The sequence below is a fragment of the Pseudomonas sp. A014 genome (genome assembly GCF_052378495.1).
GTDB lineage: Bacteria > Pseudomonadota > Gammaproteobacteria > Pseudomonadales > Pseudomonadaceae > Aquipseudomonas > Aquipseudomonas machongensis.
Genome location: NZ_CP199001.1, coordinates 3,821,641 through 3,842,283 on the forward strand (window position 1 = coordinate 3,821,641; position 20,643 = coordinate 3,842,283).

Sequence of the window (20,643 nt, forward strand, 5' to 3'; positions counted from 1 at the left end):
ATGAGTTCACGCATGCACGCACGCCTGAAACTGGCGCGCGACGACTTCACCCTGGATGTCGACCTCGACCTGCCGGGCCGCGGGATCAGCGCCCTGTTCGGTCATTCGGGCTCAGGCAAGACTTCCTGCCTGCGCTGCCTGGCCGGCCTGGAACGCGCCAGCGAAGCCTACATCGAGATCAATGGCGAGGTGTGGGAAGACAGTCGCCACGGCACTTTCCTCGCCCCGCATCGACGCCCGGTGGGTTATGTGTTCCAGGAGGCCAGCCTGTTTGCGCACCTCTCGGTGCGCGGCAATCTGGAATTCGGCTGGCGGCGGGTCTCAGCCGGCGAACGCAAGGTCGGACTGGACCAGGCCTGCCAGTTGCTGGGGATCGGGCACTTGCTCGAACGCAAGCCCATCACCCTCTCCGGCGGCGAAGCGCAGCGTGTCGGTATCGCCCGCGCCCTGCTCAGCAGCCCCCGGCTGCTGCTGATGGATGAGCCCCTGGCCGCCCTGGACGGCCCGCGCAAGCGCGAGATCCTGCCCTACCTCGAACGCCTGCACGACGAGCTCGACATCCCTGTGGTGTACGTCAGCCACTCCCAGGACGAGGTCGCACGCCTGGCCGATCATCTGGTACTGCTGGAGCAGGGCAAGGTCATGGCCAGCGGCCCGATCGGCCAGACGCTCGCGCGCCTCGACCTCTCGCTGGCGCAGAGCGAGGAAGCGGGTGTGGTGCTCGAAGGTGTGGTGATCGGCCACCAACCCGACTATGGACTGTTCGACCTGCGCTTGCCGGGCAGCGACGGTGCGCTGCTGCGCATCGCCCATCCCGACCTGCATGTCGGCAGCACCCTGCGCCTCAAGGTACACGCCCGCGATGTCAGCCTGACCCTCGCCCACGACGGCGCCTCGAGCATCCTCAACCGTTTGCCGGTGACCGTGCGTGAATGTCGCCCGGCCGAAAACCCGGCGCACGTGCTGGTCAGCCTCGACGCTGCCGGCAGCGCCTTGCTCGCGCGCATCACCCGGTACTCGGCAGACCAGCTCGGGCTGCAGCCGGGCCAGATGCTGTGGGCGCAGATCAAGTCGGTGGCGCTGTTGGCCTGAGCAACTCAGGCACTGTCGTTGTCCACAGATGACAACTGGTCGATGGACTGCGCCATGCCCGAGATCACCCTGCCCCGCACCCTGCACTATGTCGACGACACCCAGCCAGGCCTGAGCCGACGCCTTTGGCGTGGGCGCTTCATCTACCTCAGCCCTGATGGGGTGCGGGTGCGCGACACGGATACGCTGGCGCGTATCGCGGCGCTAGTCATCCCGCCCGCCTATACCGATGTGTGGATCTGCCTCGACCCACAAGGCCACCTGCAAGCCACCGGTCGCGATGCCCGTGGGCGCAAGCAGTACCGCTACCACAGCGAGTGGCGCACGTTACGCGACGAGCACAAGTACGGGCGCATGCTGGCCTTTGCGCAAGCGTTGCCAAGGCTGCGCCAGCACCTGGACCAGCACCTGGCACGCCCCGGGATGGACCGGGAAAAGGTCATGGCACTGGTGGTCAGCCTGCTCGACAACACGCTGATCCGCATCGGCAACCGTCAATACCTGCGCGACAACCAGTCCTACGGACTGACCACCCTGCGCAACCGACATGTCGAGGTCAGGGGCAGCACCATTCGCTTCCAGTTTCGCGGCAAGCGCGGCGTCGAGCACAGCATCACCGTGCGCGACCGGCGCCTGGCGCAACTGCTCAAGCGCTGCATGGAGCTGCCTGGCCAGGAACTCTTCCAGTACCTGGACGAGGACGGCCAGCGCCATCGCATCGGCTCCAGTGACATCAACCTGTTCCTCCAGCAACTGACCGGTGCCGACTTCACCGCCAAGGACTACCGCACCTGGGGCGGCAGCGCCCTGGCCCTGAGCCTGCTGCGTCCGCTGGCCTGGCAGCCTGAGGCCGAGGCCAGGCGCCAGGTTGCGGCCATCGTCCGCGAGGTTGCCACGCGCCTGGGCAACACGCCGGCGGTGTGCCGACGCTGCTACATCCATCCAGCGCTGCTCGAGCACTTCCACCTGGGCCGCCTTGCCGAACTTCCGCGAGTGCGGGCACGCAAAGGCCTGGAGCAGGAAGAGGTGGCCCTGTTGCGTTTTCTGCAGGCACTCGAAGCGCTGTGAAGTTTCATTGACCAGAGCTATTTACAACATAAAGCAGAGAAATTTCCCATATTCGCTCCGGCCCCCTATCCTTGCCACCGAGCACCTTCGCCGATTGATCTGACCCGGTTGATTTCGGCACCTGCAACTGAAGACCGCCAACAGATTTTGTTCGCTCAGGAATTAATATCTTCCGAAAGCGTCTTTAATGAGAAGGAAGAGGGACAGGCTCCCACCGCTGCGGCACATGGCCCCACGGATTTCTACATCACCAAGGAGAACTACATGCTGATACTCACCCGCAAGGTTGGCGAAAGCATCGTCATCAACGATGACATCAAAGTCACCATTCTGGGCGTCAAGGGGATGCAAGTGAGGATCGGCATCGATGCGCCCAAGGATGTCCAGGTCCATCGTGAAGAGATTTTCAAGCGCATCCAGGCCGGCAACCCCGCTCCGGAGAAAGCCGACGACCAATACTGACCACCCTTCGCCTCAAGCCGCACGGACGCGCTTGATCGCACGGCACGTCCCCGCGGGTTTCCGCCTGCGGCTCAGGGACTCAACAGTTCGCGGACCTTGGCGATCATACGGTCCATGTCGAACGGTTTGTCGAACACCGCGCTGAACAGTTCCGGCAGCCTGTGCCCCTCGTAGGCTTGTGCGCCGCTCATGAGAATGACCGGCAGATCGGCCAGCTGCAGCTCGTCGCGGATCGCCCTGACCAGCTCCTCGCCATTGAGCACCGGCATCATGTAGTCGGTGATCACCAGGTCCACCCGCTTCTCTCTCAGGGCCTCGAGCGCCTTGCGCCCATTGCTGGCCTTTTCTACCAGAAAACCCTCATCCTCCAGGGCGAATCCGAGGATGTCGGCGATCAGGTATTCATCATCGACGATCAGGATGCTGTTCATTGCCAGGTACCGTCAGCGGTCCCCCTGGGGTACGGCCGTGCCCGACAGCACACCGCTGGCCCCCGCGAATGCGTTGCGCAGGGTAATGCCATCGGCGCCGATAGCCAGCTCGTGGAGTGCCGGATCATAGTGGCTGTCACGGACCTTGAGAATCGACAACACACGCCGCAGCTGCGACTCCAGTTCGACGAAACGCATCAGGAACAGGTTGTCGACGATGCTCGACAGGTCCGGTGCCGGTGACGTGATTTCCGAGCCGAACAGGTCGCGCATCTCCCAGGTCAGCATCACACTGACACCCCGTGCGCGCAGCTCGCCGGTCAGGGCTCGGAAGAAACCGTTGAGCCGCGCCTGATCGAAAGCGAGTCGAGCGAAGGCGCCCAGGCTGTCAATCACCACACGCCTCGCCCCCAACGCCTGTACCTGCGCGAGCAAGCGTGCGCCAACCTGATCGAGCAAGCCCTCGGTGGTCGGTTGCCAGCTGAGCTGCAAGGCCCCCTGGCGTTCCATTTCGGCAAAGTCGTAGCCCAGCGAGGCAGCCTTCAACCTCAGGCGAGCAGGCGGCTCGTAGAAACCAAAATGCAGCGCCGGCGCCTCAGGCGTGGCCGCTGCAAGAAAGCCGAGCCCAAGGGATGACTTGCCCGCTCCCGACGGCCCCATGAGCAGGCTCACCGACCCTTCGGCCAGACCCCCATCGAGCATCCTGTCCAACGCTTTCACACCCGTGGTGATACGCACCAGGGTGTCAGAACCCAGGTTGCTCGGGTGGCTGTACAACGCCTCCAGGCGCGGATAGACCTGCAGCCCTGCCTCGTTGATCAGGCATTCATGAACCCCCGACAGTGCACCGCTGCCTCGGGTTTTGCGCAACTGTATATGACGCACTGCGCGGCTGCCCTCGAGCTGTTCACCCAACTCGATGACGCCATCGACCATGGTGTGCTCCGGGCTGCCCTCATCGAGGCGAGCACTGGTCAACAGCAACACGGTGCAGCCGGCAAATGCCGCGTGCCCTTGCAGTTCGGCGACGAATTTCTTGGTATCGAGACTGGTTTCGGCCCGCGCCCGAGCATTGAGCAGGCCATCGACGATCAACAAGCTGGCCTGCTGCCTGGCGATCTCCTGGCGCAACAGACGCACCACAGCTTCCAGCCCTTCGTCCTGCAAGGTATCGAAGGCACTGACGAACTGGATCTGGTCGCCCACCAGCGTCTGATCGAAGAACTCCAGGGTCGAGAGGTACTTGAACAGGCGCTCATGGGACTCGCTGAGCAGCGTCGCCACCAGTACCCGCCCGCCGTCACGCACATGGCCGCAGGCCAACTGGTTGGCGAGGATGGTCTTGCCCGCCCCGGGCGGCCCCTGGACGATGTACGAGGATCCGGCTACCAGGCCGCCCTTGAGCAGCGCATCCAGGCCCTCGATACCGGTCGCCAGTCGCTTGAGTGTTTCTACCATGACGTACTGTCCACCTCGTGTCTCAGGGTTCGGGCACTTTCGATGAAACCGGCAGGTAAAGGCTCATGCGCGTGCCCTCACCGACCGAACTTGCTACGCAGATCGCACCATTGCTCTGCTTGGCAAAACCATAGACCTGACTCAACCCCAGCCCGGTTCCCTTACCAAAAGCCTTGGTGGTGAAAAAAGGTTCGAAGATTCGCGGCAGCACCTGCGCATCGATCCCGTGGCCGCTGTCCTGCACATCGAAACGCAGGAAGCGCCCGTGCAGCGCCTCTACCTCACCCGCCAGTTCAACGACTGTCACGTCCAGGCCGATCGTCCCCTTGCCGCTGATGGCATCACGGGCATTGAACAGCAGGTTGAGCAAGACCATCTGCAACTGCCCGGCATCCACCTCGATCGTCGGCACCTCTGGCGCCACCTGCGCGATGAGGTCGATGCCGTCAGGCAAGGCGTGCTCCACCAGGCTGCGGGTGGACGCAACCAACTCGTCAGGGGAGATGGTGCTGACGTTCAGTTGCCGGTGGCGAGCGAAGCTGAGCAACTGGCCTGTCAATTGCGAGCCACGCTGTCCGGCCTCGAGAATATGTTCGAGCAGGCGCTCTATCCGCTGCGGATCGCCACTGGCACGCGCCAGGCGCGCCGAGCTGAGGATGATGGTCAGCAGGTTGTTGAAGTCATGGGCCAGACCACCAGTCAGTTGCCCCAAGGCCTCGAGCTTCTGCGCCTGGAACAGCTGCGCTCGCATCGTGTCGAGCTGCAACGCCGATTCACGTCGATCCGTGATATCGCGCGTCACCTTGGCCAGGCCGATGATCTCGCCATGCTCATCGCGCACCACATCCAGCGCCGCCAGGGCCCAGAACTGCGTACCGTCCTTGCGCACTCGCCAACCTTCGTCCTGCGCCACGCCCTGCTCCAGCGCCTGGCGCAGCAGGCGTGCCGGGCGACCGTCGGCGCAATCCTGTGGCGTGAAGAACAACGAGAAATGCCGACCGATCACCTCGTCGGCACAATAGCCCTTGATCCGCTCGGCCCCTGGGTTCCAGGACACGACGTGACCGGTCGGATCGAGCATGTAGATGGCGTAATCCACCACCGCCTGCACCAGCTGTTCGTAGCGATTGGCGGTCATGAGCGGCGGGGCGGGACGATCGGTCGAAACCATGCGGGCTCCACGAGCACGACAAGAGGAACTGTAGAAGAGCTTAGTGCACGGCATCAGTGTCCGATATATGGCGCAATGACAGCAAGCCGGGGATTACCCTATAGTACCCCAGCCCCTCACCCGTCATGGAACCTATATGGCCATCAATTTCCGTCTGCTGGGCCTGCAGGACGACCTGCGCCACACCGCCCGGCAGATCGACCACCTGTGCCAGGCACTCGATGGCCATACCCGTTTTCTGCGACACTCGGTGCATCAGGACGATGCCACCGCCATGGGCGAACAGGTGCAGGACCTTCGCCACAGCGCTGAAGACATGCGCGAAATCGCCCAGCTGATCCGGCCCTGAACCCGCAGCGCGGTTGACTCACCTATAACGATGGGTTATAAAGCGCGCTTGATTGTATGGCCCTTCAGCATTGAAGCGTGCCGGTCCCGGTGACCCGGTCAAGTGTGCGAGTGTGGTGGAATTGGTATACACAGCAGACTTAAAATCTGTCGGCGCAAGCCTTGTGGGTTCGAGTCCCACCACTCGCACCATATTCCTCGTCAAAGGCGCCTGAACAGGCGCCTTTTTCGTTCGTGCAGCAAAGGCTTGCGCACCTGCTAGAGTGGATGCTTACACTGTCCACCGGAGCACAGACATGCGCTACACCCTCTTCGACGGTCAACGCGATGCCATCATCCTTCTGGCGCGCATCCTCTTGATGATCCTCTTCGTCCTCTCTGGCTGGAGCAAACTCACCGGCTTCGAAGGCACCGTGGGCTATCTCGGATCCCTGGGCGCCCCAGCCCCGACGGTCGCGGCGGCGGTCGCAGTGATCATGGAGTTCTTCGTAGCCATCCTCCTGATACTCGGTTTCTACACCCGACCACTGGCTTTGCTGTTCGCCCTGTTCGTGCTCGGCACGGCGCTGATTGGCCACCCGTTCTGGAACATGGTCGAGCCTGCGCGCGCAGCCAACATGACCCAGTTCTTCAAGAACATGAGCATCATCGGCGGGCTGCTGCTATTGGCTGTGACAGGCGCCGGACGCTTCTCGCTGGACCGGCGCTGACTCAGTCGTCAGGGTGGTCATGCCAGGCGGGATGGTCTTGCTCGTCATCGTCGAGATCATCCTGTAGCGCCTCGTCTTCCTCGATCTCATCCTCGGCGCCCTGGGCATCGGCCTCAGGGTCGAAGTCCTCGTAGAGAAATTCGTGATCGAGCAAGTGATCGTGCTCAGGTTCGGGGAGATCGTCTTCTTCGTGCATCGCGCAGCTCCGTGTTGGGGGGCCTGTATAGGCTTATCGGAAGTCGCGGTCAATCATTGAACCGGGTTAACGCTCGCTTAACTGCGCAAGCCGTAATCTGGCGCTGCTCCCTTCAGAACGTCTTGCCCGCCGCCATGGCGGGCTTTTTTTGCCGCTCATGGATCAGCTGAAACTTGCGCCGCTCCTCCAGGTTCGCACTAGGTGTAGGACCTGTCTTTTTTGCAAGGAGAACAGCAATGGCCGTGAACATGGAAAACCTCATCATCACCACGCCCGTACCCAAGTCACCCAGCAATCCGGTGGCGCTGGAACTGACCGGGGCCCAGGCCCTGGCCACCCTCACCCAGGTAATCGCCCGCCTCAGCGACGGCTCGATCCGCATGAGCGCTCCGACCCGCGGCGCTTCGAGCAAGAGCACCCACCGCACCCGCTGCGAGTGGAAGGAAGCACGCTATTGGTCCCTGACCAGCGCTACCCGCCACAGCAATCATCAGCGCATGACCCTGGAAAAGGTCAATTCGGCGCAAAAAGTGGTGATTTCGCAGATGCACGTCAAGGACGACGACAGCCCCGTGATCAAGGTGTTCTGGAACAAGGGCAAGATCACCCTGGGGTTTCGCCAGGACTTCAACCAGCTCACGCCGCTGAGTAGCAACGTACTGACCGACGTGCCGCTGAACACCCCGTTCGAGATCAGCATCGAAGTCACCAGCGCCGGTGCGGCAACGGTCAGCGCCACCTGCAACGGCCGTACGGGCAGCACTGGCGTCCTGCAGATGGCCCAGAGCTGGAACGTCCGCGCCTTCAATTTCCATGGCGGCGTGTATAACCAGGTGGACTACAGCGACTCCACCGCCGCCGAAGACGGCTCGGTGTGCGTGATCAGCCGACTCGAACTCAGCCACATCTAGAAACAGTCTGTCGACATGCCTTTCACGAAATGCTGACATTCACAGGGGCATAGTGACCAGGCTTCGATACGTTCTTGAACCCGCCCAATGGCGGGTTTTTCTTTTTCTGCGTCGACGCACTCGCCTTCATCGGCTCCGACGGCGCCATTCGCGGAGCTCGCTTCGAACAGGCATGCCATGAATACCGCGCCAGCGCCACACCCCCCTTCATGAGCGACCGACAACTGGCGCTGGCGATCACCGCCACCTATTGATCAGCGCTCAACGCAGGGGGATGTAGATATCCGTCTGCCATTGCTCGAGCGGCGTCTGCGGATACACGCTCAAGTATTCGAAGTACAGCGGATGGTCGCGCAGTTCCTCACCACTGCCCGGCAACCAGTCGCGATAGACCGGATAGATCGTCTCGCCAATGGCATGCGGCGAGCCGACATGACGCACCACCGCACAACGCCCGGCAGGGATGATGAGCTCTCGCACCGCTTCGTCATCAGGCACCAGCGGCTGATTGATCTCGCCACAGATGGCAAAGCGAAAATCCTGCGCTGGTGTGGTGTCGGGGTTGCCGTAAGGGATGCCGAATGTGCGACTGCTCTCCACCGGCGACTGGCCCGTGCGCTTGCGCCAATCGATGAAGCGCCCGACGGTCTGGTCCAACAATGCCGGTGCACCATGGTGCTCCAGCGCTACAACCTTGACCTCGACAAAGTCCACGATCCTGACTTGCATGACGATACTCCTGGAAAAATGAGGAATGGCAAATACCGCATTCCACAGCTGCCAGCTCGGCGCCTGGCGAAAGGTGCTCGGCGACATGCCAAAGGCCCGGCGAAAAGCACGACTGAACGCCTCGGGGCTTTCGAAGCCGGCGTCCAACGCAGCGTCCAGTACCGAATGGCTGTCATCCCCCGCCAGTCGTTGACCAGCCCGACGCAGTCGCATCAGCTGCACGTATCGCGCGACGGGCACGCCGACATACGCAGTGAACTGCCGATGGAAGTGAAAGGTCGAGAAGTTCGCGATCTCGCTCAGGGTGTTCACCGACAGGTCACCCTCGAGATTGGCCTGGATATGGGTGAGCACCGCTTCGAAGCGCTTGGCGTAGATCGCGTTGGGAGGTGTGCAGGACATCGGTGGCAAGGCCCAGTGGTTGCGGTGAGGCAAGGATCGTCGATGCTCGGAAAGCGTACCTAGCCGGGTTTGCTCAATGCATCCGGCGGTGAGCACCCAACCACGCCGGGCATGGCTAGCAATGCGAGCAGTATTTCATGTATCCCCCTTTGAGAGAGCACTGTGGGGGCGTAGTGTCGCCAGATGCAAAAAGCCCAGCGCGGAGCTGGGCTTCGTGGTTAACCTCAAGGGTCATGCCCTGGCTGCAATCTTCCTGGGCACACCCTCCATCGCAATCCTCCTGGCGCGTCCCACACCCCATGCAAGAGCGCGGGTCATCGACTCTCCAGGACGTTCATCGTAGGCCTCTTCAAGAAGCCTGGCGCCTGAAGACGAGTAAACGCCGATGAAAAGCTGCGTGCCCCCTATTCGAGACAGCCTCGCCTGAACATCGATCACGGTTCCGTCATCCAGCGCCTCTACGTGATCGCGGTGATGCAGGGTCGGGTCGGCCCAGCCCCAAAACACCTCTCCTCTGATAATCATGCCGGCCTCCTTCGACATACGCGTTAATGTAAGTGACGTACCCACATTAGCGCTGCCTCCGGCGACATTCATAAAATTGGCGTCAAAATCCGTCGCAGTCTGACAGGCGGCCCTGAATCTTGTACGCCAGCGAAGACCATGTACAAGAAACAGGTTTCTAGCCCACAAATAAACTCCCGAAGGTCGACGCCGTTAGAACACAGTTCGCCCTAACGCCAGCTCACGGCAGACTGCCCCTGAGCCAAGGCGAGTGGGTACAAATTGGAACTTGTTGTGGATTCAAGCGTTCTCAACAGTCGTACTCACGCACCTCGGCGATAACCCATGAGCAAGCCCGTCTTCCCCCAGCCCTTTCTAGCGATTGGCTGCTCCCAATGTCGCGACCTTGCGAGCCTGGGTTTCGACATTACGATGGCCTTCCAGCCCATCATTCACGTTCCTTCAGGTAGGCCGTATGGCTATGAAGCATTGGTTCGCGGTCCAAGCGGTGAAAGCGCTGCGCAAATCCTGGCCAAGGTGTCGCCCGATAATCTGTACCGTTTCGATCAGGCCTGTCGAGTGAAGGCCATCGAGCAAGCGGCAGCACTAGGACTGGGACGGCATGCGGACTGTAAATTGAGCATCAACTTTCTGCCCAACGCCGTCTACCGTGCCAGTACCTGTATCCGAGCTACCCTGGAAGCCACCCGGACATTCGACTTCCCTGCCAATCAGCTCATGTTCGAAGTGACCGAGGGTGAGCGGATCGACGATACCGAGCACTTGAAAGCAATCTTCAAGGAATACGGCCGACAGGGCTTCACCACTGCGATAGATGATTTCGGCTCGGGTTACTCAGGCTTGAACCTCCTCGCAGAATTTCAGCCAGACGTACTGAAGCTGGATATGGCACTCACGCGGAGAATCAGCCAGGATCCGGTTCGGCAAGCCATCGTCGCGGGTATCGTTCTGGTAGCCGAACGGCTAGGCATTACACTGATCGCCGAGGGGATTGAGACAGATGCAGAGTGCCAAGCATTGGCAGCATTGGGGATTGATTTGATGCAAGGATTTCTGTTCGCTCGACCACAGGTAAATGCATTGCCATTGGTCGAACGACTTTCTTAGTTTGACCTGCTTGTAGCAGAAGGCATTCAGCGCAGCCCAACCCCGAGCCTTCGAGGCTCGACGGTTGGTAATGCCATCTAGCGGACCTGAGAGAGCGGGATGCGACAGCTAACGGCCTTCACCTGAATGCGGCTCGGCCGAAAGCAGCAGCCTGAAAGCTGTGCGTGTCAATCATGCTCAGCCGTTCTGACTCTGCACGTACTGTTCGACCATTACCTTTCCTTCGATAACTGCTTCAAACGGGGAGGAGAATGGTCGATTCACACGCATGGTGCGCGCCGTAGCGCCTGGTCTCCCTACTTCAACCAGCATCCCGGTGGGAAAATCAAGGCTAGCCTCCCACAGCACGTAGATAGATGCCTGGTACCCAAGGTAGGTGTGCTCGTACAGGTTATGGCTTATGGACTGAAGGCTCATCATTTTCTCCAATTGTGCGCCTCAAATGCGCCTCCGATGGAGATACGACTGATGTCTTTTCAAGAGCGTTCCGTTTTCCAGCATCCTTATCTGGAAGTACGTGAAGGCCTGCGTCCAGAGGGTTTAACTTCAAGGCCGGTAGGCGCAGGCGGAAAGCTCTCGGTGATCCAGTCCAGGGCGCGCTGCCGCCCCCATGCCATGGCCGCAGTCATGGTCTGACGCAATCTCCCTCCCTCACAACCTTTTTCAACTGCCGCGATATGGCCTTCTGTTGCGGGTCCGGTGTAGCGCATGCTCCATGCCTTTTGTTTCGGAACTCTTGGCTTTTCGGACCCATAAAGAAAAACCCCGCAGACGTTAATCTGCGGGGCTTTCGAATGGTGGAGGCCGAGGTCGGAATCGAACCGGCGTAGACGGATTTGCAATCCGGAGCATAACCACTTTGCTACTCGGCCTCAAAGTTCGGAGTCAGCTTTCGCTATCTCCTTGAAACCGCTCAGCTTTTTCAAGTGAGCTGCGTTTCGATGGACGCCATTATGTCGGCATTCCCCTCACCTTGCAACCCCCCTGAAGAAAAAAATCTTCAAGGGGTTCAAGGTGTTAGCGCAAGCGGCCAAGCCTGCTCCAAAGCCCTACCAAGGTGTTCTCCACGGCACCGCTGGCGGCCACGCCGATGCGCTCCTGCAGGGATTTACGCTCGGCGTAGCGGACGTGGAACAGGTTGGCGTCGTGGGCGCGGTCGCTGAGGTATTCGTCACTGGTGCGCAGCTCGTCGACCAGCTTGCGGTTGAGTGCGGCAACACCCAGCCACACTTCGCCGGTGGCGACTTCGTCGATGTGCAGCTGTGGGCGGTAGCGGGCGACGAAGTCCTTGAACAGCTGGTGAGTGATATCCAGGTCTTCCTGGAATTTCTCCCGGCCCTTCTCGGTGTTCTCGCCAAACACGGTGACGGTGCGCTTGTATTCGCCGGCCGTGAAGACCTCGAAGTCGACGTCGTGCTTTTTCAGCAAGCGATTGACGTTGGGCAGCTGCGCGACGACGCCGATCGAGCCAAGTACGGCGAACGGCGCACTGACGATCTTCTCGCCGATACAGGCCATCATGTAGCCGCCGCTGGCCGCGACCTTGTCGATGCACACGGTCAGCGGAATGCCGGCCTGGCGGATACGCGCCAGCTGCGAGGCAGCCAGGCCGTAGCTGTGCACCAGCCCGCCACCGCTCTCGAGGCGCAGCACCACTTCGTCACGTGGGGTGGCGAGGGTGAGCAGCGCAGTGATTTCGTTGCGCAGGCTCTCGGTGGCGGAGGCCTTGATGTCGCCGTCGAAATCCAGCACGAAGACCCGGCCCTTTTCCTCGGGCTTGGCCTTGCCTTTCTTCTTCTGTTTTTCCGTCTTGGCCTGCTGCTTGCGCAGGGCCTTGAGCTCGGCCTTGTCGAGCAGGCCAGCTTCCAGGCGCTCGCGCAGCTCCTTGTAGAAGGTGTTGAGGCGAGTGACCTGCAATTGCCCGCCGGGCTTGCGTCGACCCTTGCCACGCAGGTTGGCGATACCCGAAAGGATGACCAGGATGGCGATCACCACAGTGGCGGTTTTGGCGAGAAAGCTTGCGTATTCGGCAAGAAACTCCACATTGACTCCTTAATGAACCTGCGCCTGCACGACGCGAAACTGATGCAAGCATACCGGTGCGCCTAGGCTGCCGCCAGCATGGGAAAATGCTGGCAACACAGTTCAAACAACCTTTTCAAACGCTTGTATGTTTTTTCATTGACAGCCTCTCTGGCGCATCCTAACCTCGCAGCAACCTCCATCCCGGCCGGACATTCCAGTGGGCAACATCTACCTGATCCGACATGGCCAAGCCTCCTTCGGCGCCGACGACTACGATGTCCTGTCGCCGCTGGGTGTGCGCCAGAGTCAGGCGTTGGGTGAGCACCTGGCTCAACTGGACCTGCACCTGGATCGCTGCGTGGCCGGCGACCTGCGGCGCCAGCAGGACACCGCGCGGCTGACGCTCGACGCAATGGCCGCTACCGGCTGCGCGATCCCGGCCATAGAGACCGACGCAGCCTTCAATGAGTTCGATGCCGACGGCGTGATCCGCGCCCTGCTCCCTGCCCTGCTGCCAGACGAGCCCGAGGCGGTGCACGTGCTGCGCAATGCTGCGCAGAATCGCAGCGAGTTCCAGCGTCTGTTCGCGCTGATGGTGCAGCGCTGGCATGACGGCGAGCACGAGGCTCACGATGGCCTGGAGACCTGGACCGCGTTCACAGCGCGCGTTGGTGCCGGCCTGCAACGCGTCCTGGCACAAGCCTCAAGCCGTGACAACATTGCCATCTTCACCTCCGGTGGCAGCATCGCCGCCCTGCTCCACCTGGTCACCGGAATCACCCCAGCCCAGGCGTTCGCGCTGAACTGGCAGATCATCAACACGTCGCTCAGCCACCTGAAGTTCCGTGGCCGCGATGTGGCATTGACCTCCTTCAACAGCCAGGCCCACGTGCAGCTGTTGCGGATGCCGGAGCTTCTCACCTATCGATGAGCCCGGCCTGTTGTGCCCCGTGCACGCGACTTTCACCCAACAAGGAATACACCATGAGCGACGTAGCTAAAGCAGTCGAAGCGATGAAAGCCAAGTTCAACCCTGCCGCCGCCGCCGGCCTGGACCTGGTGTTCGGCTTCAACATCACCGACGAAGACAAGCACTACGCCCTGCTCGTCAAGGACGGCACCTGCGAGATCCAGGAAGGCGAGAACCCTGACGCCAACTGCACCCTGGTTCTGGACAGCGAAACCCTCAAAGGCATCGTCAGTGGCGAGACCGATGGCATGCAGGCCTTCATGGGCGGCAAGCTGCGCGTCGAAGGCGACATGATGCTGTCGATGAAGCTGAGCGAGCTGTTCCCCTCCTGAGTGATGCGAACACGCGCTTGAAGAAAACCGAGGCCTGACCGGCTTCGGTTTTTTTTTGCCCGCAGCCTGCATGCACCATTCATCAGGGGCAGTGATCGCGCAGCAACACCCGCGTCGATATGACGTTTGGCACGCTTGTCCCAACCCAGGTTGGCCATTAGATTAGCCAATGATCCTTGCGACCGAGAATAAGGAATACGCATGACGCTCACCGACCAGTCCACCCAGGTCCGCCCCGGCGAAGAACTCGATGCAGCCATCATCGATCCTTACCTCAAGGCGCATATCCCGGGCCTCGCAGGCACCCCGAGCATCAGCCAGTTCCCCGGCGGCGCCTCCAACCTCACGTACCTGGTCGCCTACCCCGAGCGCGAGTTCGTGCTGCGTCGTCCGCCCTTCGGACACAAGGCCAAGTCGGCCCATGACATGGGCCGCGAGTTTCGCATCCTCAACCAGCTCAACGACGGCTTCCCGTTCTGCCCCAAGGCCTATGTGCACTGCACCGACGAATCGCTGATCGGCGGCGAGTTCTACGTGATGGAGCGGGTCGAGGGTGTCATCCTGCGCTCGGACCTGCCCCCTGAACTGAACCTCGACGCCAGCCGCACCGAGGCGCTGTGCAAGAGCTTCATCGACCGTCTGGTGGAACTGCACCAGGTCGACTACAACGCCTGCGGCCTGGCCGACCTGGGCAAGCCCGAAGGCTATGTGCAGCGTCAGATCGAAGGTTGGTCGAGCCGCTACGAAAAAGCCCTGACCCCGGATGCGCCGCGCTGGGAAGAGGTGATCGCCTGGCTGCGCGAGAAGATGCCCGCCGACCACGCGCGCCCTGGCATCGTGCACAACGACTACCGCTTCGACAACGTCATCCTCGATGCCAACAACCCCATGCGCATCATCGGCGTACTGGACTGGGAGATGGCGACCATCGGTGACCCGCTGATGGACCTGGGCAACAGCCTGGCCTACTGGATCGAGGCCAACGACCCGGCACCGGTGCAACTGATGCGCCGCCAGCCGAGCAACGCCCCCGGCATGCTGACCCGCCGCCAGTTCGTCGACTATTACGCCGAGCGCGCCGGCATTCGCATCGACAACTTCGACTTCTATTACTGCTACGGCCTGTTCCGCCTGGCCGGGATCGTCCAGCAGATCTACTACCGCTTCTTCCACGGCCAGACCCAGGACAAACGCTTCGCCCAGTTCATCCACATGAACCGGCTGCTGGAGCAGATGAGCCTGCAACTGATCGGCAAATCCACCCTGTAACCGGCGACAACAAGGAAAACCAGCATGTCCAAGACCCAACTGTTCGACCTTGACGGCAAGATCGCCTTCGTTTCCGGCGCCAGCCGCGGCATCGGCGAAGCCATCGCCCATTTGCTGGCTCAACAAGGGGCCCATGTGATCGTCTCCAGCCGCAAGCTCGACGGCTGCCAGCAGGTCGCCGACGCAATCATCGCAGCCGGCGGCAAGGCTACGCCGGTGGCCTGCCATATCGGTGAGCTGGACCAGATCCAGCAAGTGTTCGCCGGCATCCGCGAGCAGTTCGGACGCCTGGATATCCTGGTCAACAATGCCGCCACCAACCCGCAGTTCTGCAACGTACTCGACACCGACGTCAGCGCCTTCCAGAAGACCGTCGACGTGAACATCCGCGGCTACTTCTTCATGTCGGTGGAAGCCGGCAAGCTGATGCGCGAGCACGGCGGTGGCAGCATCATCAACGTAGCGTCGATCAACGGCGTGACACCGGGCTTGTTCCAGGGCATCTACTCGGTGACCAAGGCTGCGGTGATCAACATGACCAAGGTATTCGCCAAGGAGTGCGCGCAGTTCGGCATCCGCTGCAACGCCCTGCTGCCGGGCCTGACCGACACCAAGTTCGCCTCGGCACTGGTGAAGAACGACGCCATCCTCAACGCCGCCCTGCAGCAGATTCCGCTCAAGCGCGTGGCCGACCCGAGCGAGATGGCCGGCGCGGTGCTGTACCTGGCCAGCGACGCGTCGAGCTATACCACCGGTAACGCACTCAACGTCGACGGCGGTTTCCTTTCCTGATCAGCCCTTGCGCGCCTGCAGCGTGTAGCTCAACGGCAGGCGCTCGGGCCGCTCGGCCAGGCGCCACTCGCCGTCGGCGCCCTTGAGCATCTGCCCAGGCAACGCCTCCCACGGGATGCTCGGGTGCTCGACCAGGGCGGTCAATTGCATGCCTTGTTCAAGCAGCGCCGTGATGATTTCGCCAAGGCCGCGGTTCCAGGAATGGGTCTCGGTCTGCGCCAGGCGATGTTCGCTTTCGACGTAGGTCTGGTCGCTGTGGAAGATGAGCGGCGCCTCATGCTCGAAGTACGGAAAGTCGACCTGCAGGCGATCGGCGTGGGTTTCGTCGAGCGTCCACAACATCGGGTGCCCCTCACGCAGGAACAGCCGTCCGCCCGGCTTGAGCAATGCCGCGACATTCTGCGCCCAGCGCTGGATGTCCGGCAGCCAGCACAATGCGCCGATCCCGGTGTAGATCAAGTCATAGCTCGCCTTGGGCAGCACGTCGCTGGCACGGTAGACATCCGCCTCGACATAGTCGATATCGGTGCCACAGCGCTCTGCCAGCAACCGCGCCTGCGCCAGCGATGCGGGCGAAAAGTCCAGCCCGCTGACCTGCGCGCCCAGCCGCGCAAGCGACAAGGTGTCGGTGCCGATGTGGCATTGCAGGTGCAGGGTCTTGAGGCCCTGTATATTGCCCAGGCGCGGCAGGTCGAAGCGCACGACTTCCGAAAGATGCGTGGCAGACTGCACGAAGCATTCGACTTCATAGCCCGGCGAGGCGGCGTGCAATGGCGCCCGCTCGTCCCAATTGGCGCGGTTGAGTTCCAGTGACGGATTCATGGACACTTCCCTGTGCGAAAAACCGCCACGTTAACCGGCCAGGGGGCAGGCCGACAACCAGCCTTCAAGGAGAGAACGCCAGCATGAAGACCTACAAGGGCGGCTGCCTGTGCGGTGCGATCCGCTTCGAGGCCGATGGGCCAGCGGGCAATCCCCACCACTGCTCGTGCCGCTGGTGCCAGCAGCACACCGGAGCACTGGTGGCGAGCTGGGTGGAGTTCGATCGTGCGCAAGTGCGCTGGGTAGGTGTCGGCGGTGCGCCTGACACCTGGCGCTCCTCGGATTATTCCAGCCGGGCATTTTGCCGAAGCTGCGGCAGTTCGATAGGAGCAATCGACGATGCACCAACGGTGGCGTTGCTGCTGGGGTGTTTCGATGAGATCGACGACGAGCACCTGGTGCCGACCGGGCACTCGTTCGAGGACCGCTGCCCGGGGTGGATGCAGCGGGGTTGATGAGGGGCTTGGTTCGGGACCGCTTTGCGGTCCCTCAGGTTACAGCGACAGACTCATGCTCACACTCAGGTTGCGCGGCTCGCCCGGCATGTTCCACGCCGCGTTATAGCCGCGCTCGTAGTACTTGCGGTCGAAGACGTTGTTCAGGTTCACCCCGAAACTCAACTGCTCGCTGGCCTTGTAGTGCGCCAGCAAGTCCAGCGTGCTGTACGCCGGCAGGCGCAGGTCGCCGCCCGCCTGCCCGGAGCGCTCACCCACGTAGTTGGCCGAGGCGCCGACATCCGAGCCACGCAGCCAGCCGTTCTGGAACTCGTGCACCACCATCAGGCTGCCGCTGTGCCGAGGAATGCCCAGCAGGTCGCTGCCCTTGGGCAGTGCGGCATCGCCCTTGGTGACCTCGGCATCGATATAGGCATAGGCACCGATTACCCGCACGGCCTCGGTGAGCTGACCGCTGAACTGCACGTCCAGCCCCTGGCTGTGCGCCTTGCCCGCGGCGATGCTTTCACCAAAGGCATCGGTGGTGACGACGTTTTCCTTGTCGATGCTGAACAACGCCACAGTCGCACCGAGCCGGCTGTCGAACAGGTCGAGCTTCAGACCCGTCTCGTAGCCCAGCCCCTTCTCCGGCTTGTACACCTGGCCTTGGGTGCCGATGGCGTTGGGCTTGAACGAGGTGGAAGCATTGGCGAACACCCCCACTTCCGGCGTCCATTGATACAACAGCCCCACTCGCGGCGTAGCGACTTCCTTGACCTGGCTGTTGCTTACCCCGGTGGCACGGTTCAGCGCCGTCTGCTCGACCCGTTCCAGGCGCACGCCGAGCAGGCCACGCCAGCGCTCGTCGAAGATGATCTGGTCTTGCAGGTTGAGCGCCTGGCTTTCGGTGCGTTCGAAGAAGTCATTGGGGTTGATCAGCGGCGGCTTGGGCTGGCCGTAGACCGGCTGGTAGATATCCAGCCCATAGCCGAGCGACGTAGCGCTCTGTGGGTATTTCTGGCTGTTGCGGTAGTTCTCGTACTCCAGGCCGATCAGGCTCTGATGCTGCCAGCCGAGGAAATCGAACTGCCCGTGCAGTTCGGCCTGGGTAATGTTGTCGTTCCACTCGAAATTGCGTTCGCGGTAGAAACGGCTGATCGCCTGGCCGACCACCCGCGACGGCTCCGAACTGTTGCCGCGCAGGTGGCCCTGGGTGTAGTGGTTGGCCAGGCGCAGTTTCCAGTTGTCGTTCAGGTAGCGTTCCAGGGCCAGGTCCAGGGTCTGGTTGTCGTTGCGAATGTGGCCGTCGTTGGGCTCGCCGAGAAAGGTCGAGCGCTTCACGGATCCCAACTGGTTGTTGACCGCCGGAATACCCCGGTCGAACACCGATTCGGTGCGCGAGAATTCGGCATCCAGCAACAACCGTGTATCAGGGTCGAGTTGCCAGCTCAGCGACGGGCTGACGATCTGTCGGCGGCTGTCGACGTGATCGCGAAAGCTGCCGTTATCTTCCACTGCCAGATTGACGCGCGACAGCAGGCGCCCCTCCTCGTCCAGCGGCGTGTTGACGTCGAGGCTGCCGCGGTAGCGATCCCAGGTGCCGGCGCTGGCCTTCAGGCGCGTGAACGCCTCCTCCTGCGGACGCTTGCTGACGATATTGACCAGGCCACCCGGATCGCCGCGCCCGTACAGGCTGGCGGCCGGGCCCTTGAGCACCTCGATGCGCTCGATGGTCGAGGTGTCAGGTGCACTGTAGCTACCGCGGTTGATGGCAAAGCCGTTCTTGTACAGCTCGCCGGTGGTAAAGCCGCGCACGCTGTAGTTGAGGAAGGTCAAGCCACCGAAGTTGTTCTGCCGGGTGACGCCACCGGCAAAGTCCAGGGCACGGTCGATGCGCGTGCTGTTGAGGTCTTCAAGCACCTGGCTGGGCACCACGGCGATGCTCTGCGGCGTGTCGCGCACATCGGTATCGGTGCGCGTCGCGGTGCTCGAGCGGGTGGCGCGATAGCCCTGCACCGGGCCGTCGGCGCGCTCCTGCAGATGACTGTCGCTGACGGTCAAGGCCTCGAGTATTACAGGTTCGGCTGCATTGCCAGGCAGGCCGAACACAGACAGGGAAAAACCCAGGTAGAACCGGGCGGGGGAAACTTTCATCAACGACGCTCCTAAATTTCATGTAATAACATAACAATTTATGAACGATGCGAGGAGTACCCGGATGAGAAAAAACCGCATTTGCCCGTCAACCTGAAGTTTACGGCTCGGGTATACTCGCGTTTCCGGCCCGCTTCCAGGAACCGCCCCATGGTTGAAAACAGCTTTGCCTTTCGCCTCAAGGAATTGCTCGAACACCACAAGCTGACCCTGCAAGCCGTGGGCACCGCCCTGGGCATTTCACGCACTGCGGTGCACAAGTGGACTCGCGGTGGCGAAATCGACTACGACAACCTGCGCAAGCTCGCCGCCTTTCTCAAGGTCAACTGGATCTGGCTGCGCTACGGTGAAGAAGCCTTGCAGAGCGTGCAGCAGGCCGAGGTGGTGGAGCTGCCGATGACCGACGTGCGGCGCCGCTACACCGCCGAGATCATGGAAAGTGAAACCCGCATGAAACTGGCCCAGGAAGGCGCACGCATCGTCACCTGGGAGTGGAACCTGGTCACCGATGAAGTCACCTACTCGCCCAACGTCGAGGCGGTGTATGGCTGGCCCGTGCAGCGCAACGAAGAGTTCTGGGCACATATCCACCCGGACGACATTCCGCCGATGCAGGCCATGTACGCTCAGGCCGTCGCCGACGGCACCGGTTGCGAATGCGATTTTCGCATCACCCGCCCCGACGCCAGCCAATGCTGGATCGCCTCGCGCGCCACCGTGCTGGCCGACAGCGCCGGGCGCGCGGTGAAGATGGTCGGCATCAGCATGGACACCACCGAACGCAAAGTCGCCGAAGAAGAATTGCGCCAGAGCGAGGCGCGCTTTCGCACCATCTTCGAGTTCGCCTGGGGCGCGCTGGCCTACATCGATCCCGACGGCAGCTGGCAGCGGGTCAACGGCAGCTTCTGCGAACTGCTGGGCTACCGCGAAGACGAGCTCTACGGCACCACCTTCCAGCAATTGACCCATCCCGACGACCTGCCGCACAACCTGCACTTGCTGCAGCGCCTGCTTGACGGCGAGATCGACCGCTACGAAGTGGAAAAGCGCGTACGCCACAAAAACGGCCACTACCTGTGGGTCCGCGCGCGTACTTCGTTGCAACGCCAGGCCGACGGCCAACCCGAGCACCTGATCAGCGTATTCGCGAACATCACCGCCGAACGCGAAGAACATGAACGGCTGCAAGCACATATCGCCAGGCTCGAGGCACGGCTGGGCTGATTCAGGGGGAG

Annotated in this window: 24 protein-coding genes and 2 tRNA genes; 15 read left to right on the forward strand and 11 right to left on the reverse strand. The window is 61.7% G+C overall.

From position 1 onward, the window contains the following. From modC to csrA, 3 genes are all read left to right on the forward strand, one after another. Positions 1-1,092, forward strand: coding sequence for a molybdenum ABC transporter ATP-binding protein (modC, locus tag ACTYOL_RS17790; RefSeq protein WP_153774858.1), 1,092 nt, complete (start codon positions 1-3; stop codon positions 1,090-1,092). A 54-nt stretch (positions 1,093-1,146) separates the two neighbouring features. Then, positions 1,147-2,160 (forward strand): DNA topoisomerase IB, encoded by a 1,014-nt coding sequence (locus tag ACTYOL_RS17795; RefSeq protein ID WP_197891252.1) that lies wholly within the window; start codon positions 1,147-1,149, stop codon positions 2,158-2,160. 264 nt (positions 2,161-2,424) lie between these two features. Beyond that, positions 2,425-2,622, forward strand: a complete 198-nt coding sequence (gene csrA / locus ACTYOL_RS17800) for a carbon storage regulator CsrA (protein ID WP_054892092.1) — start codon at positions 2,425-2,427, stop codon at positions 2,620-2,622. 71 nt (positions 2,623-2,693) lie between these two features. Here the strand turns inward: csrA and ACTYOL_RS17805 are convergent, their stop codons facing one another. The 3 genes from ACTYOL_RS17805 to ACTYOL_RS17815 are packed head-to-tail and all read right to left on the reverse strand — an operon-like array spanning position 2,694 to position 5,682. Beyond that, the gene (locus tag ACTYOL_RS17805) at positions 2,694-3,053 is read right to left on the reverse strand and encodes a response regulator (protein WP_444756842.1); all 360 of its coding nucleotides are present in this window, start codon (positions 3,051-3,053) and stop codon (positions 2,694-2,696) included. A gap of 12 nt (positions 3,054-3,065) precedes the next feature. Further along, a complete protein-coding gene (locus tag ACTYOL_RS17810) occupies positions 3,066-4,511 on the reverse strand; it encodes an ATPase domain-containing protein (protein ID WP_444756843.1) in 1,446 nt (481 codons plus the stop codon). A 22-nt stretch (positions 4,512-4,533) separates the two neighbouring features. After that, a complete protein-coding gene (locus ACTYOL_RS17815; protein ID WP_054892095.1) occupies positions 4,534-5,682 on the reverse strand; it encodes a two-component system sensor histidine kinase NtrB in 1,149 nt (382 codons plus the stop codon). A 136-nt stretch (positions 5,683-5,818) separates the two neighbouring features. Here ACTYOL_RS17815 and ACTYOL_RS17820 point away from each other — a divergent pair, with 136 nt between their 5' ends. From ACTYOL_RS17820 to ACTYOL_RS17830, 3 genes are all read left to right on the forward strand, one after another. Next, the gene (locus ACTYOL_RS17820) at positions 5,819-6,031 is read left to right on the forward strand and encodes a hypothetical protein (RefSeq protein WP_197891244.1); all 213 of its coding nucleotides are present in this window, start codon (positions 5,819-5,821) and stop codon (positions 6,029-6,031) included. Positions 6,032-6,137: 106 nt separating this feature from the next. After that, a tRNA-Leu gene (locus tag ACTYOL_RS17825) sits at positions 6,138-6,222 on the forward strand. Between the two features lie 104 nt (positions 6,223-6,326). Continuing rightward, entirely contained in the window at positions 6,327-6,740 is a 414-nt protein-coding gene (locus ACTYOL_RS17830; RefSeq protein ID WP_054892097.1) for a DoxX family protein, read from the forward strand. A gap of 1 nt (position 6,741) precedes the next feature. Here the strand turns inward: ACTYOL_RS17830 and ACTYOL_RS17835 are convergent, their stop codons facing one another. Both ACTYOL_RS17835 and ACTYOL_RS17840 read right to left on the reverse strand, forming a co-directional pair. Beyond that, positions 6,742-6,936 (reverse strand): hypothetical protein, encoded by a 195-nt coding sequence (locus ACTYOL_RS17835; protein ID WP_054892098.1) that lies wholly within the window; start codon positions 6,934-6,936, stop codon positions 6,742-6,744. 112 nt (positions 6,937-7,048) lie between these two features. Then, entirely contained in the window at positions 7,049-7,186 is a 138-nt protein-coding gene (locus tag ACTYOL_RS17840) for a hypothetical protein (RefSeq protein WP_153774860.1), read from the reverse strand. Between ACTYOL_RS17840 and ACTYOL_RS17845 the strand changes: the two genes are divergently transcribed. Together ACTYOL_RS17845 and ACTYOL_RS17850 are read left to right on the forward strand one after the other, a co-directional pair. Then, complete coding sequence (locus ACTYOL_RS17845) at positions 7,173-7,847, forward strand: polysaccharide lyase family 7 protein (protein WP_151926200.1); 675 nt, start codon at positions 7,173-7,175, stop codon at positions 7,845-7,847. The genes ACTYOL_RS17840 and ACTYOL_RS17845 overlap by 14 nt on opposite strands. Before the next feature lie 74 nt (positions 7,848-7,921). Then, positions 7,922-8,101 carry a DUF2388 domain-containing protein gene (locus tag ACTYOL_RS17850; protein ID WP_153774861.1) on the forward strand — a complete coding sequence of 60 codons (180 nt, stop codon included), beginning with the start codon at positions 7,922-7,924 and terminating at the stop codon, positions 8,099-8,101. 7 nt (positions 8,102-8,108) lie between these two features. Here the strand turns inward: ACTYOL_RS17850 and ACTYOL_RS17855 are convergent, their stop codons facing one another. Together ACTYOL_RS17855 and ACTYOL_RS17860 are read right to left on the reverse strand one after the other, a co-directional pair. Beyond that, the gene (locus ACTYOL_RS17855) at positions 8,109-8,978 is read right to left on the reverse strand and encodes an AraC family transcriptional regulator (protein ID WP_065862473.1); all 870 of its coding nucleotides are present in this window, start codon (positions 8,976-8,978) and stop codon (positions 8,109-8,111) included. Positions 8,979-9,209: 231 nt separating this feature from the next. Next, on the reverse strand, positions 9,210-9,503 hold the full coding sequence (locus tag ACTYOL_RS17860; protein WP_153774862.1) for a hypothetical protein: 294 nt from the start codon (positions 9,501-9,503) through the stop codon (positions 9,210-9,212). A gap of 324 nt (positions 9,504-9,827) precedes the next feature. Between ACTYOL_RS17860 and ACTYOL_RS17865 the strand changes: the two genes are divergently transcribed. Continuing rightward, positions 9,828-10,610: an EAL domain-containing protein gene (locus ACTYOL_RS17865; RefSeq protein WP_153774863.1), complete on the forward strand. Its 783-nt coding sequence runs from the start codon at positions 9,828-9,830 to the stop codon at positions 10,608-10,610. A 798-nt stretch (positions 10,611-11,408) separates the two neighbouring features. Here ACTYOL_RS17865 and ACTYOL_RS17870 read toward each other — a convergent pair. Both ACTYOL_RS17870 and sohB read right to left on the reverse strand, forming a co-directional pair. Beyond that, positions 11,409-11,482: transfer RNA gene (locus ACTYOL_RS17870), tRNA-Cys, on the reverse strand. 145 nt (positions 11,483-11,627) lie between these two features. Next, positions 11,628-12,653 (reverse strand): protease SohB, encoded by a 1,026-nt coding sequence (gene sohB / locus ACTYOL_RS17875; protein ID WP_151926198.1) that lies wholly within the window; start codon positions 12,651-12,653, stop codon positions 11,628-11,630. A 199-nt stretch (positions 12,654-12,852) separates the two neighbouring features. Here sohB and ACTYOL_RS17880 point away from each other — a divergent pair, with 199 nt between their 5' ends. The 4 genes from ACTYOL_RS17880 (at position 12,853) to ACTYOL_RS17895 (ending at position 15,998) form a co-directional block, all read left to right on the forward strand. Beyond that, on the forward strand, positions 12,853-13,566 hold the full coding sequence (locus ACTYOL_RS17880; protein ID WP_444756844.1) for a histidine phosphatase family protein: 714 nt from the start codon (positions 12,853-12,855) through the stop codon (positions 13,564-13,566). Between the two features lie 53 nt (positions 13,567-13,619). Beyond that, positions 13,620-13,937, forward strand: coding sequence for an SCP2 sterol-binding domain-containing protein (locus tag ACTYOL_RS17885; RefSeq protein WP_027920549.1), 318 nt, complete (start codon positions 13,620-13,622; stop codon positions 13,935-13,937). Between the two features lie 201 nt (positions 13,938-14,138). Continuing rightward, the gene (locus tag ACTYOL_RS17890; protein WP_197891167.1) at positions 14,139-15,206 is read left to right on the forward strand and encodes a phosphotransferase family protein; all 1,068 of its coding nucleotides are present in this window, start codon (positions 14,139-14,141) and stop codon (positions 15,204-15,206) included. Between the two features lie 24 nt (positions 15,207-15,230). Next, positions 15,231-15,998, forward strand: a complete 768-nt coding sequence (locus ACTYOL_RS17895) for an SDR family oxidoreductase (protein WP_444756845.1) — start codon at positions 15,231-15,233, stop codon at positions 15,996-15,998. On the opposite strand, the gene ACTYOL_RS17900 is transcribed toward ACTYOL_RS17895, so the two are convergent. Further along, positions 15,999-16,820: a class I SAM-dependent methyltransferase gene (locus tag ACTYOL_RS17900; protein ID WP_151926195.1), complete on the reverse strand. Its 822-nt coding sequence runs from the start codon at positions 16,818-16,820 to the stop codon at positions 15,999-16,001. Positions 16,821-16,903: 83 nt separating this feature from the next. Here ACTYOL_RS17900 and ACTYOL_RS17905 point away from each other — a divergent pair, with 83 nt between their 5' ends. Beyond that, the gene (locus ACTYOL_RS17905; protein ID WP_153774867.1) at positions 16,904-17,275 is read left to right on the forward strand and encodes a GFA family protein; all 372 of its coding nucleotides are present in this window, start codon (positions 16,904-16,906) and stop codon (positions 17,273-17,275) included. A gap of 39 nt (positions 17,276-17,314) precedes the next feature. Here ACTYOL_RS17905 and ACTYOL_RS17910 read toward each other — a convergent pair whose 3' ends face one another. Continuing rightward, positions 17,315-19,408: a TonB-dependent siderophore receptor gene (locus tag ACTYOL_RS17910; RefSeq protein ID WP_444756846.1), complete on the reverse strand. Its 2,094-nt coding sequence runs from the start codon at positions 19,406-19,408 to the stop codon at positions 17,315-17,317. Positions 19,409-19,558: 150 nt separating this feature from the next. Between ACTYOL_RS17910 and ACTYOL_RS17915 the strand changes: the two genes are divergently transcribed. Then, positions 19,559-20,632 (forward strand): helix-turn-helix domain-containing protein, encoded by a 1,074-nt coding sequence (locus ACTYOL_RS17915; protein WP_153774868.1) that lies wholly within the window; start codon positions 19,559-19,561, stop codon positions 20,630-20,632. Positions 20,633-20,643: the final 11 nt, after the last annotated feature.